The organism is Photobacterium sp. R1 (assembly GCF_054600795.1).
The window spans coordinates 168,232-179,806 of sequence record NZ_BAAHZP010000010.1; the positions used below are offsets into that span (position 1 = coordinate 168,232).

14 protein-coding genes and 2 pseudogenes are annotated in these 11,575 nt (G+C 51.6%); 15 read left to right on the forward strand and 1 reads right to left on the reverse strand.

The window, feature by feature from the left end; all coding sequences use genetic code 11:
- Positions 1 to 114 precede the first annotated feature (114 nt).
- Positions 115 to 318 (reverse strand): annotated as a pseudogene (locus tag ACYP03_RS17150) (integrase core domain-containing protein); the annotation flags it as partial.
- A 162-nt stretch (positions 319 to 480) separates the two neighbouring features.
- On the opposite strand from ACYP03_RS17150, the pseudogene ACYP03_RS17155 reads away from it, so the two are divergent.
- The 15 genes and pseudogenes from ACYP03_RS17155 to ACYP03_RS17225 all read left to right on the forward strand — a co-directional run.
- Positions 481 to 585, forward strand: a pseudogene (locus ACYP03_RS17155) (DUF4113 domain-containing protein); the annotation flags it as partial.
- A 154-nt stretch (positions 586 to 739) separates the two neighbouring features.
- Positions 740 to 1,042: a hypothetical protein gene (locus ACYP03_RS17160; RefSeq protein WP_459781256.1), complete on the forward strand. Its 303-nt coding sequence runs from the start codon at positions 740 to 742 to the stop codon at positions 1,040 to 1,042.
- Positions 1,043 to 1,400: 358 nt separating this feature from the next.
- Positions 1,401 to 2,072: a hypothetical protein gene (locus ACYP03_RS17165; RefSeq protein ID WP_459781257.1), complete on the forward strand. Its 672-nt coding sequence runs from the start codon at positions 1,401 to 1,403 to the stop codon at positions 2,070 to 2,072.
- A gap of 106 nt (positions 2,073 to 2,178) precedes the next feature.
- On the forward strand, positions 2,179 to 2,496 hold the full coding sequence (locus ACYP03_RS17170; protein ID WP_152547927.1) for a phage holin, lambda family: 318 nt from the start codon (positions 2,179 to 2,181) through the stop codon (positions 2,494 to 2,496).
- Positions 2,497 to 2,521: 25 nt separating this feature from the next.
- Entirely contained in the window at positions 2,522 to 2,947 is a 426-nt protein-coding gene (locus ACYP03_RS17175; protein WP_459781260.1) for a M15 family metallopeptidase, read from the forward strand.
- Positions 2,948 to 2,998: 51 nt separating this feature from the next.
- Entirely contained in the window at positions 2,999 to 3,310 is a 312-nt protein-coding gene (locus ACYP03_RS17180; protein WP_459781261.1) for a hypothetical protein, read from the forward strand.
- 105 nt (positions 3,311 to 3,415) lie between these two features.
- Positions 3,416 to 3,649: a hypothetical protein gene (locus ACYP03_RS17185; RefSeq protein ID WP_459781263.1), complete on the forward strand. Its 234-nt coding sequence runs from the start codon at positions 3,416 to 3,418 to the stop codon at positions 3,647 to 3,649.
- A 199-nt stretch (positions 3,650 to 3,848) separates the two neighbouring features.
- The gene (locus ACYP03_RS17190; protein WP_051641880.1) at positions 3,849 to 4,355 is read left to right on the forward strand and encodes a DUF1441 family protein; all 507 of its coding nucleotides are present in this window, start codon (positions 3,849 to 3,851) and stop codon (positions 4,353 to 4,355) included.
- On the forward strand, positions 4,355 to 6,484 hold the full coding sequence (locus ACYP03_RS17195) for a phage terminase large subunit family protein (protein ID WP_459781265.1): 2,130 nt from the start codon (positions 4,355 to 4,357) through the stop codon (positions 6,482 to 6,484). Before ACYP03_RS17190 ends, ACYP03_RS17195 begins: the two co-directional genes overlap by 1 nt.
- Positions 6,475 to 6,690: a hypothetical protein gene (locus tag ACYP03_RS17200; protein ID WP_152547928.1), complete on the forward strand. Its 216-nt coding sequence runs from the start codon at positions 6,475 to 6,477 to the stop codon at positions 6,688 to 6,690. The genes ACYP03_RS17195 and ACYP03_RS17200 overlap by 10 nt, the downstream gene beginning before the upstream one ends.
- On the forward strand, positions 6,687 to 8,213 hold the full coding sequence (locus ACYP03_RS17205; protein WP_459781266.1) for a phage portal protein: 1,527 nt from the start codon (positions 6,687 to 6,689) through the stop codon (positions 8,211 to 8,213). The genes ACYP03_RS17200 and ACYP03_RS17205 overlap by 4 nt, the downstream gene beginning before the upstream one ends.
- Positions 8,137 to 10,185, forward strand: coding sequence for a ClpP-like prohead protease/major capsid protein fusion protein (locus tag ACYP03_RS17210; protein ID WP_459781267.1), 2,049 nt, complete (start codon positions 8,137 to 8,139; stop codon positions 10,183 to 10,185). Before ACYP03_RS17205 ends, ACYP03_RS17210 begins: the two co-directional genes overlap by 77 nt.
- 55 nt (positions 10,186 to 10,240) lie before the next feature.
- Complete coding sequence (locus ACYP03_RS17215) at positions 10,241 to 10,567, forward strand: DUF2190 family protein (protein ID WP_036749007.1); 327 nt, start codon at positions 10,241 to 10,243, stop codon at positions 10,565 to 10,567.
- On the forward strand, positions 10,567 to 10,917 hold the full coding sequence (locus tag ACYP03_RS17220; RefSeq protein WP_459781268.1) for a head-tail joining protein: 351 nt from the start codon (positions 10,567 to 10,569) through the stop codon (positions 10,915 to 10,917). The genes ACYP03_RS17215 and ACYP03_RS17220 overlap by 1 nt, the downstream gene beginning before the upstream one ends.
- Positions 10,880 to 11,497, forward strand: coding sequence for a phage tail protein (locus ACYP03_RS17225; RefSeq protein WP_459781269.1), 618 nt, complete (start codon positions 10,880 to 10,882; stop codon positions 11,495 to 11,497). The genes ACYP03_RS17220 and ACYP03_RS17225 overlap by 38 nt, the downstream gene beginning before the upstream one ends.
- Positions 11,498 to 11,575 lie beyond the last annotated feature (78 nt).

Below are 11,575 nucleotides of genomic sequence, written 5' to 3' on the forward strand. Positions count from 1 at the left end.
AGCTATTTTATCACATCCTAATGCAGTGCAACCTCGATTGGCTGCTTGGTGTTCTGGTTTTGGGCTGATGTACTGAGTTTCATCTCCTAGTGGGGCTGACCTGCTCCCCAAAAACTAGTCCAGTCTGTCCTTAGTAACGTCCGTTTGGTTGTGTTTGTTGCCATGGGTTCTTACCGTCGCGGCAATTTCCGAGGGCGTAAGATACTCCAGTGCTGAGTGCGGGCGGTTTTCATTCTAATCGAACCGCCAGGCACTGATAATTTCTCGGGCATGATGAAGGTCCCTGAACCAGTGTTCATTCAGGCACTCATCTCTAAAGTCGATGAGCTGTTTGCTGAAGGTGTTCGCTACTACAAGCTGGGAGTTTGATTCATTGCTATGACCAGTGCAAAGCATGCACAGGGTGATTTGTTCAATGAGTCACCGTCTAATCCAGCGCTGATGAAGGTTTTTGACAGTATCAATTAGAAATACGGTAGCAATTCCATGTTCCTGGCTGCTCAGGGCATTGAGCAAAAATGGGCGATGAGGCGGGAGCTGCTGTCGCCTCAGTACACGACTCGCTGGGGGGGGGGCCTAAGGTGAGGTGTGGGTGATTGTAGTACGGTCTTGATAAGAGGCAGACTAAAATTGACAGAGTTTGAACAATATCAACCAAGCATGATTTGTGCTGGCGCCGGTGCTAACTACAACTACAGTGTAGGTATACGTTCCATCCATCCTACATGGGGTAAATAGCATGTTCGCCAAGCGTCGCTCTTATATTCTTGCTGGGAAAACGCATCCAAAAGCCCAGGTTACAGTCAATCCCTTGGGAAAGCTTCATATTGATGTTAAAGATGAAAAGCGAGAGTTAGATGGTGACTTTGAAGATTTAACATTCAACAAAAGTGGCAAAATCACTGTCTTACTCTGCCAGAAACACGGTAAACCAAAGCAGAAATGCTGGCAGGTTGAGCTTTCCAGCAAGGACGCTAAAGAACTCACGAAGCTTATTCATGATGCTGAAGATGAATTTGAGACCTTAATGCGTGATCTCTGATAAAAAACAGAGTGTTATCTCTCTGGATTTTCACAATCTATATTTCATTGAGCTAAAAAACGTAAGCTTCTGAACACCAAGTTGATATGGTAGACCCTGTCACCCAGTTGGTATCAGATATTTCCCTTTGGAAATCAGAGTGCAATACATTGATTAGTGCTGCTGAGCAAGATCTATAAAGTTTACCTATCCAAAGTCAGTTGTTATGCAGGTTATTTAGAGTGTGTTGATAGCCTGCGCTTAATTTATTTAATTATCTTTCCTGTGAGTTAATCCTATCTCTATAGTCCTACTGGTACTGTTGTTATATACAGTGCTTGGTGTGATAATTTGGGTGTATCAACACTCGGAGATAATCATGGGCCTAGCAACAAACATCGAAAAATGGGACATGTCAGCTGCGATCGGTATGGCAACTGAAGGCGTCCGTTCTTCTTATAATCAGGGCGCTGGTGGCGGTGGCTTTGGTGCTGCTGACAGAGAAATTGCATCCCGAATTGATGGGGCAAAGGTGCTGGCTGCGATTGACCGTATCGGAAAACAGGCCGCCCATCTAGCTGACTGGAGTATGTTCGCTTATGCCTCACCATACTGGAATGGCCAACAAAACCGGGAGCGGTTCTTTAACCATGTGCTCCATGATTGGGTCATGTCCTGGGCATGCAAAGGTGTCTACATTCAGGAACGGACATTTAACCGAGTGAAAGCAATGTTGCCTGTGATTGCTGGTGGATTGGCATTAGAGCAAGCCACCGGTGCAGAGATTTCCGAATGGACCGTTGTAGGCCAAAAGCTCAAACAGGAACTGCAGTATCAGCCGACTGCAACAAAGGCATTGTTGATCCGTGCGCTGGTGGAGCAGGACTGTCTGGATAAAGGCGAAGACTCAGAAGCCTTTCAGAAGAAGCGACAGCGCTGCTACCAGAATCATTGGTCTGACTGGTCCCAACATGTTGAAACCATTCGTTCCCAGCTCATTCAATACGATCGCCTTGCTCGAAAAATGTTTAAAGTGACTATTGAAAATTAAAACGGTGCATATTAATGTATGTATATCCAGTATGGATAAGTGTACAGCATTGTTACCAACCGCCTCTCGGGGCGGTTTTTTTATGCCTGAAATTCACGGAGATGTAATGCAAGACAAAGACCCGAACCTTTGGGCGGCATTGCTGACGTGGCTGGCTCATCATTCACCAACAATATATGGCGCTGTGTTAGCCGTGTCTGTGGCTGTTGTTCGGGTGATATATGGCCGTGGCTCGCGTCGGCAGGTTGTTCTCGAAGGTCTGCTGTGCGGTCTGCTGAGTTTAACACTCACCAGTGGACTGGATTTGATTGGCCTGCCGATATCAGCAGCAAGTTTTGTTGGTGGCATGGTTGGCTTCATTGGTACAGAAAAAGTCAGGGAGTTTGCGCTTCGCTGGCTGGGAAAAAGAGCTGAACAGGCTTAAAGATTCAATCACTCAAGGGGGATTCATGTATTACCTTGGCAAACGAAGCCTTGGCCGTCTCCACCGTTTACACCCTTCACTCGCTGCATGCGTCGCAATCGCCATTAGTGAATCTGATGTTGATTTCACGGTCTCGGAAACTGTCAGGACCAAAGAGCGACAGCACCAACTCTATTACGGCACACCCAAACGTACCTGGACACTCAGCAGTAAACATCTCGTTCAACCAGATGGCTTTAGCCATGCGGTTGACCTGGTTCCGCTGCAGGGTGGTCAGCCTGCCTGGGATAAATGCCCGTTAGTGAAAGATGCGATGTTTAAAGCAGCTGAACGAGTCGGTGTGAAACTACGTTGGGGCGGCGACTGGAATCAGAACGGTGATAGCCGGGATGAGCACCAACGGGGCAGCTATGACGGGCCGCATTTCGAATTAATTGAGCAGTTCTCTTGAAAGTCACTTGGCGGCCATCGGGCCGCTTCTTTTTTATCGGAGGGCAACACCATGAAATACATTGGCTTATCGCTGGTGGCATTACTCGCAATCCCTGGGACAACAATGGCAAATGAAGTCGTACAAACTTCTGAGCTGTTGCAGCAGTTCCTTGGCGAGTATTGGGGCGCGGTTGTTTTCGGTGGTATCTGCGTGGCGGGTTATACCTGGACCATTGTTCGGCAGTTCATCAGCCCGGATGCGATGTCGGTCTTACCGAACTGGCTCATTACTTTCCTGGAATGGGCTGCAGGGAATGCCCGTCACAGTTCGAATGGAACATTCAATGATCCACGTTCCCGGAAAGTGCTGAGGACCAAGTGATGCCAACCTGGTTGACGGCTCTACTCACGCTTTTAAATCGTGTGGCTGGGCATTGGGAACGGCATGAACGACAGCGAAAACTCACAGATAAGGAGAAACGGCTGGATGAAGTTAAAGAGTGCCCAACGGATGCTCATTCTGATCGCTTCGGCCAGCCTGCTGGCCGGGTGTCAGTCAACCGGGAAGACGAGCGTCAGTTGTAAGCCCGTCGCGCCGCAACTGGAATGGTACACAACGCCAGATGGTGGCGTGTACTATCCGAAGCGAGCGTTTACCAATCTGAATCTGTATATCGAAGCGTTGAATATGTGTGTTGATGAATATAATGTTGGCCTTTAATTTCAATAACTTACGTCGTGGAAGGTACTCCCCCGGAGCCTGAGCACCACGGGGGTACATACTCGCGGGAAAACTGATTTTTTTGCACATCTAGGGAGAGCAGCAGCAGGTGGGGGTAATCCCAGTGTTTCTGCGGGATCCGACCTGCTCAACCTGCACTCTGACTTCCTTTTTTAAAACAACCTCAAGGTGATGACTTGTGAGTGAGATAACTCAGATTTCTGGCGCCTTTGAGTGGTCTATTTCGAAAATCGCGGAATCTCTTGGCATGAGCCGGAACACGGTTGCCAAACGGCTTCGCGAGAATCATGTCCATCCATCCCGGAAAGAAAAGGGCAATTTCGTTTATGCCCTGAAAGATGCAATGCCTGCGATTTTTGCTGCAGATTCAGCAAAAGCGACGGGGATCAATGATCCGGATGAGATGGCCCCCGAAACACGGAAAGCCTGGTTTCAGTCCGAAAACGAGCGCGTCAAGCTGGAGCGGGAACTCGGGAACCTTCTGGATTCCAGCGATGTTGCTCGTGAATTTTCTTTAATGGCAAAGGCTGTGATTCAGGTGCTCGATACCCTGCCGGATGTCCTGGAGCGGGACTGCGGTCTGACACCGTCACAAGTTTCAAAAGTGCAGGGTTCCATTGATGACTTACGTGATCAGATGGCGCTCCGAGCGGGTGCAATTGAAGACGAAGAGGATGCCGCTTAATGCTTGCCAGTGCCGCTGACATTCGTCGTGATGTCTCTCATTTATTCAAAGCGCCGAACCGGATGCCCGTTGCTGATGCAGTTGCAAAGTATATGCGAGTGCCGATTGGCGGGGGGAACTCAGTGCAATGGGACCCGCAAACCACGCCCTATGTGATTGAGCCAATGAACTGCCTCACCAGCCGCGAATACGATGCAGTCATTTTTGTCGGACCGGCCCGAACAGGGAAAACGATCGGACTGGTGGATGGTTGGGTGGCTTACAACGTGGTTTGTGACCCTTCCGACATGCTGGTAGTTCAGCTGACGGAAGAAAAAGCGCGGGAATATTCCCGTAAGCGACTGGAGCGGATGTTTCGTGTTTCCCCTGAAGTGGCCAAGCGTCTGAGTCCCCGCTCAAACGATAACAATGTTCATGACAAGGTGTTCCGGGCTGGCAACTATCTGAAGATAGGATGGCCATCGGTCAACATCATGTCTTCTTCTGATTATCGGTTTGTGGCCATCACGGACTATGACCGCTGGGAGGACAGCATTGATGGGGAGGGGGACGGGTTCTCTCTGGGCTCCAAACGGACCACCACTTTCATGTCGTCTGGTATGACGCTGGCTGAGTCCTCGCCCGGTAAAGATGTCAAAGATCTGAAATGGCGGCAGGCATCTGAACATGAAGCCCCGCCTTGCACCGGCATCCTTTCCTTGTACAACCGGGGGGACCGGCGCAAATGGTACTGGCTTTGTCCGCACTGTCAGGATGCTTTCCGCCCGGAACTGGACAATATGACCGGCTATCAAGGCATTGAAGATCCGGTGCTGGCCAGTGAATCGGCGAGGGTTCAGTGTCCTCATTGTCAGGGCCTGATAGAGCCGGATCAAAAGCGGGAGTTGAATGGGAAAGGGATATGGTTGCGTGATGGACAGACCTGGAACAAGGCAACCCAATCTGTTGAAGGACAGGGCAGGCGCTCCCGTATCGCTTCCTTTTGGATGGAAGGGCCCGCTGCGGGTTACCAGAGCTGGCAGCAGTTGGTTTATAAGCTGCTGACCGCTGAACAGGAGTATGACCGGACCGGCAGTGAAGAAACCCTGCGAACGGTCGTCAATACCGACTGGGGAAGACCTTACTTACCGAAGGCAGCCTTAGAGCAACGCCAGAGTGAAGAGCTGATGGCTCGGGCTGAAAAGTGGGAAAAGAAAACGGTGCCTGAAGGTGTCCGGTTCATCGTTGCTGCAGTGGATGTTCAGGGGGGCAAGAACAGGCGTTTTGTCTGCCAGTTCATTGGCTACGGCGAAAACGGGGAACGCTGGGTCATTGACCGTTGGAATATTCGACACAGCAAGCGCTGTGATGAGGATGGGGTTGCTGAACCGGTTGATCCCGGTGGTTATCCGGAAGACTGGAAGTTGCTGGCAGAAGAGGTTCTGTTCAAAACCTACCAGCTTGATGATGGCAGTGGCCGGGAAATGCAGGTCATGGCCATGGCCGTTGACCACGGGGGCGAAGATGGCGTTTCTGATAACGCATACGCCTTTTGGCGGTGGTGCCGCAGGAACCGGATCCATCGCAAAGTTTATCTGTTCAAAGGGGACTCTACCCGGCGCCAGAAAGTGATCACGAAATCTTACCCGGACAACACGGGCCGGGGCGATCGTCATGCGCAGGCCCGGGGTGATGTTCCGCTCTACTTACTTCAGACCGATCAATTAAAAGACCGAATTACGAATGCATTACGAAGGACCACTCCTGGCCCCGGGTATGTGCATTTTCCCCGCTGGTTGGGGGAATGGTTTTTCGATGAACTCACCTATGAAGAACGTGGTGCCGATGGCAAATGGCGCAAACCCGGCAAGGGAGCAAACGAAGCGTTTGACCTGCTGTGTTACTGCGATGCAATCACGATTCTGAACGGCTACGACAAAATGAACTGGGATGAGCCCAAGCCTTGGGCCACAGAGTGGGCAGTTAATCCCCATGTGTTCTCAGCAGAAAATATTCCTGAATTTATTGAAGATAATTTCCCCGACGAGACACCGGTGATACGCAAACCACAAGCACCTCAGGAGCCCGTGGTTACTGCATCAAACTGGCTCGATGGCGGAAGTCCCGGAGGCAGTGGCGGATGGCTATAAACCGAGCGCTTTGTGAAAAGATGATTGAAGCCTGTATTCAGGCGGAGCTGGACGTTTTAGACGGAAAATCAACAACCTTTGAAGGCAGAACGCTGACCCTTGAGAACTTGAGTGATATCCGAAAAGCCCGCCAGGAGTGGGAAACCAAGCTGGCTGTTTTTCAACGGGGTAAGCGACCGCAATACGCGCTGGCGAGGTTTACATGAATCTGATTGATAAAGCCCTGGTGCCCCTTTTTCCGAGCTGGGCAGCCAGCCGGGTGAAAGCCCGGGCGCAAATCATGGCGTATGAGGCGGCGACACCGTCACGGCTACATAAAGCGAAACGGGAAAGCCGCAGTGCTGATAATGCGTTGGGGATGGCCGGTCAAAGTCTCAGAGAGCAGTCCCGCTGGTTGGATGAAAACCATGACTTGGTGATCGGGCTGCTCGATAAGCTGGAAGATCGGGTGATTGGGGCGGATGGCATTATGGTTGAGCCTCAACCTTTGAACACCGATGGAACCGTTCATAATGAACTGGCGGATGCCCTCAGGCGCCGATGGGCTGCCTGGTCTTTACGTCCCGAAGTGACGGGCGTCTTTGCGCGACCGGAGCTTGAGCGATTAGTACTGCGGACTGCTTTACGGGATGGGGAATGCTTTGGCCAGCTGGTAGTGGGAAAGGCTGCAGGTTTGGTTCATCCGAATCCAAACGGCACAGCTTTTTCAATTGAAGCATTAGAGCCTGACTTTGTGCCTTACAACTTCAGCGAAGTGAGCCAAGGCATTCGCCATGGTATCCGGCTCAATGGCTGGGGCCAGCCCATTGAGTACCTGAAGCTATACGACCATCCGGGGAATGCTACAGGGATCTGCTTTAAGACCAAAGCCGTGCCAGCGGACCGGATGTTACATCTTGCCTTCCGGCGTCGGCTTCACCAGGTGCGGGGCGTTTCCATTCTTCATGGGGTGATCACCCGTCTTTCTGACATCAAAGACTATGAGGAAGCTGAAAGGGTCGCTGCTCGGATAGCTGCAGCATTGGGGTTCTACATCAAAAAAGGGGATGGTGCCTTGTTTGATAGTGATTCATCCACTGCTCAGACCCCTCGGAAAATCGACATTGCCCCCGGCATGATTTTCGATGACCTCAAGCCCGGGGAAGATTTGGGCATGGTTGAATCAAACCGCCCGAATGTTCATTTATCAGAGTTTCGTAATGGCCAGATTCGTATGGTCGCCGCCGGCACTCGCTCTGGTTATTCCAGCGTTGCCCGAGACTATAACGGTACTTTTTCTTCTCAGCGGCAGGAGCTGGTGGAGAGCTGGGATGGGGTGACCGTCCTGCAGCAGTGGTTTATTGCGCATTGGGCCCGTCCTGTTTATCGGCAGTGGCTGCAAATGGAGCTGCTGAACGGTCTGGAAATTCCTGACGAAGTGGACCGCAGCACGTTGTTCGATGCGGTTTACCTCGGGCCGGTGATGCCCTGGATCGATCCGGTCAAAGAGGTTGATGCCTGGAAGGAACGCGTGATGGGTGGCGGTGCCAGCCACGCACAGTGGATACGTGCCGGTGGCAAGAACCCACATGAAGTGTTCCGGCAAATCAAAGCCGAGCGTGACTACTTCGAAAAACAAGGTTTGAAATTTGATACCACAACAGGAGAGCCCCGTGAGAAAAAAGCGACCGGCGCTGATGGTGCCGAGGGCAATGGCCAGCGCGGCGACAGCGCAGCCAGTGATGAATAGCTGGTTTGAAATCAAGGCCAGCGGGAACCAAGCCGCAGACATCTGGATTTACGATGAAATTGGAGGCTGGGGGATCACCGCAAGGCAATTTGCCAATGATCTGAAAGCCTTGGGCGATATCCGAAACATCTCACTTCATATTCATTCACCAGGCGGTGACGTGTTTGAAGGTATGGCAATTTATAACCTGCTGGACCAACACCCGGCGCAAATCACCGTCAAGATTGATGGTCTGGCGGCATCCATGGCATCAGTGATCGCCATGGTGGGGGATGAAGTGCAGATCCCTGAAAACGCGATGTTAATGATTCATAAGCCCTGGGGTATTCAGGGCGGGGATGCCAATGACATGCGCCGTTACGCTGAACTGCTGGATAAAGTCGAAAGCACACTCATTTCTGCATACACCAAGAAAACAGGCAAAACCCCTGAAGAGATTGCATCTCTGCTCCATGAAGAAACCTGGCTCAGCGGCGCTGAGGCGGTGGATTCTGGTTTTGCCGATACCCTGGTTTCACCCTTACATGCCGCAGCATGTTTTAACTCTAATCGTATGAAGGATTTTGAAAAAATGCCTGACACCCTGAAAAACCTGATGAATCCACGTAGCCAGGCACCGCAAGTTCCTGTGAGTCAGCCTGAGCCAACGCAGACGCCTGCACCAGAAAATAACAGTCACGACTTCCTTGCCAATATTCAGGCGCGGAACACGAGTATCCGAAACCTGTTTGCCAGTTTCGGGAACAAGCACATGGAACTGATGAATGACTGTCTGGCTGACGTCTCGTTGTCCGAAGAGCAGGTCAAAGACAAGCTGCTGGAAGCGTTAGGGAAGGGCACAGAGCCGACAAACACAGTCAGTGCTTCCCCTCATATTTTTGCCGGAAACGGCAATGCAGTGGGGGATGCGATGCGGGCGGCACTGATGATGCGCGCAGGCCATCAAGCCGATGGTACAGCGCCGTCTGATGCCCGTGACAACCCGTATACGCACATGACCCTTCGGGAGCTGGCCAGAATGTCTTTGACTGAGCGCGGTATTGGGGTGGCCAGCTATAACCCGATGCAAATGGTCGGTATGGCCTTCACCCATGGCACCAGTGACTTTGGCCAGATCCTTTTGGATGTCGCACACAAATCACTGCTTCAGGGTTGGGAAAGTGCAGAGGAAACTTTCGAGCGCTGGACGATGAAAGGCACGCTGACGGATTTCAAGATTGCCCATCGGGTAGGGCTGGAGGCGTTCCCGAATCTTCGCAAAGTGCGCCCTGGGGCTGAGTACAAGTTCGCTACGGTCGGAGAGCGTGGTGAGAAAATTGCTCTGGCGACCTATGGGGAGATGTTCAGCATTGATCGCCAGACCATTATCAATGATGACCTCCAGGCACTGACTGAGCTGCCTATGTTGATGGGGGAAGCTGCGAAGGCGACCGTTGGCGATCTTGTCTACGGCATTTTGCTGGATGGCTATCAAATGAATGATGGGAAGCAGTTGTTTGATGCAGAGCACAAGAACTACATCAGTAAAGCCACCGCGATGGACATTGCCGGATTGGATCAAGGCCGCCAGATGATGCGCAGTCAGAAAAGTGGTGAGCGTCACCTTAATATTCGTCCGGGTTATGTTCTGGTACCCACAGCACTGGAGACAACTGCCAATCAGGTGATCAAGTCTGCCAGTGTGAAAGGGGCAGACGTGAATGCCGGTGTGGTCAACCCGCTGCAAAACTTCGCGGAAGTGATTGCGGAGCCACGTTTGGATGATGCTGCAACCCTGGATTGGTATCTGACCGCGGCCCGGGGCCGTGACACGATTGAAGTGGCTTATTTGAATGGCGTGGAAACCCCGTTTATCGAGCAACAGCAGGGATTTAATGTCGATGGTGTGGTCACCAAAGTACGTATCGATGCCGGTGTGGCCCCTCGGGATTATCGAGGCATGGTCAAAGCCAAAGGCGTGGCAAAAAGCTAACACACCGACCGGGTAATCCCGGTTTTTTTATGTCCGGATTTTGAGAGAGAAATACATGGCGAAGAATTTTGTAGAAATGGGCCACTCCATTGAATTTACGGCAACGGTGGATACTGCAGCGGGAAGCCCAGTTGCGGTGGGTGACATGGTTGCCGTAGCACATACGGATGTGGTTGCGGGTGATATCGGGGTGGGCCATACCGTCGGTGTCTATGAATTGGGTAAGGCTTCTGCCGTTGAGATCCTGCGAGGTGCATCCGTATACCTGAAAGACGGTGCAATCAGTGATGATAACACTGGCGTCTATGCGGGGAAGGCATGGCTTGAAGCGCCAGCAGGACAAAGCTTTGTCTGGGTTGGTATCAATTTCGGGAGCAAATGATGGGGCGTTGGGCGTCAAAACTGGAGCGGGCCAATGCCCGCTTTTTAAAACGGTTCGGCACTCAGGTCTCAATCCACCTCAACGAGAGTGGCCGAGAAATTGAAGGGATTTTTAACAACCCTGCAAGTTTGAGCCAGATTGCTGGTGGGGGTTATGTCGCTGACAGTGAGCCTGAATTGTATGTGTTGCAAACGGATGCCGACGGAATATCGCAACGTGACACTCTCACCGTTGCGGGCCTGACATGGATTGTGACCAAGCCACCGGAACCCGATGGAACGGGTATGACAAAGCTGATTTTAGGGCGTCATGATGAACAACAATCCCCAACAACTTCTATTCAATATTGACCTGGATGAGCTGGCAGCGATTCAGCAGATAGTCGGTGCCACTGAAAGTCAGGTCAAGGTCGCATATAACCGGGCATTGAGTCGCACGGCACGGACGGTGCGCTCACTTGCGAACAAAAAAATCAGAGATGACCTGCAGGTGAAAAGCCTCAAGGCCATCAGAAAGAGGTTCCAGCAATTTCGGCTGAGAAGCCCCAGCAAACAGAAAAAGTTGGACGAATTGCGTTTGTGGTTCGGCCTCAATGAGATGCCCGTGGGTTATCTCAGAGGACGGATCAAACGAAAAGGAACAAGGCGAAATCCCCTGGGGGCCGTTTTTACGCCCAAAGGCAAAATGCAGGCCCAGCACTATGAGCAGGGCTTTATTGTCAACCGGTACAACCGGCGCTCTATTTTTACCCGGAAGGGAGAAAGCCGGTTTCCAATTCAGGAAGCCCGGGTGCCTGTTTCTGATGCGCTTCACACCACGATTGAAGATGAAATTTTTGACCAGCTGCCGGACATCTTCCTGCGGCATTTTGAAACGGATCTGAAAGGCCGGGTGGCAATGGGGCGGAACAGGAGGAACTGGCGTGAGTGACGGGATTCATCTCAATGATTATCACCAGGCGGTGAAGACGTGGCTGAGCGAAAATCTGTCATGGCTGAAGATCGTAGA

Bases quoted from the DNA above. Each gene is read 5' to 3' on its own strand.
- ACYP03_RS17180 (WP_459781261.1), top strand. From the start codon at position 2,999: ATGAAATACATTGGCTTATCGCTGGTGGCATTACTCGCAATCCCTGGG.
- ACYP03_RS17160 (WP_459781256.1), top strand. From the start codon at position 740: ATGTTCGCCAAGCGTCGCTCTTATATTCTTGCTGGGAAAACGCATCCA.
- ACYP03_RS17200 (WP_152547928.1), top strand. From the start codon at position 6,475: ATGGCTATAAACCGAGCGCTTTGTGAAAAGATGATTGAAGCCTGTATT.
- ACYP03_RS17185 (WP_459781263.1), top strand. From the start codon at position 3,416: ATGAAGTTAAAGAGTGCCCAACGGATGCTCATTCTGATCGCTTCGGCC.
- ACYP03_RS17195 (WP_459781265.1), top strand. From the start codon at position 4,355: ATGCTTGCCAGTGCCGCTGACATTCGTCGTGATGTCTCTCATTTATTC.
- ACYP03_RS17215 (WP_036749007.1), top strand. From the start codon at position 10,241: ATGGCGAAGAATTTTGTAGAAATGGGCCACTCCATTGAATTTACGGCA.
- ACYP03_RS17175 (WP_459781260.1), top strand. From the start codon at position 2,522: ATGTATTACCTTGGCAAACGAAGCCTTGGCCGTCTCCACCGTTTACAC.
- ACYP03_RS17170 (WP_152547927.1), top strand. From the start codon at position 2,179: ATGCAAGACAAAGACCCGAACCTTTGGGCGGCATTGCTGACGTGGCTG.
- ACYP03_RS17165 (WP_459781257.1), top strand. From the start codon at position 1,401: ATGGGCCTAGCAACAAACATCGAAAAATGGGACATGTCAGCTGCGATC.
- ACYP03_RS17205 (WP_459781266.1), top strand. From the start codon at position 6,687: ATGAATCTGATTGATAAAGCCCTGGTGCCCCTTTTTCCGAGCTGGGCA.
- ACYP03_RS17225 (WP_459781269.1), top strand. From the start codon at position 10,880: ATGAACAACAATCCCCAACAACTTCTATTCAATATTGACCTGGATGAG.
- ACYP03_RS17220 (WP_459781268.1), top strand. From the start codon at position 10,567: ATGGGGCGTTGGGCGTCAAAACTGGAGCGGGCCAATGCCCGCTTTTTA.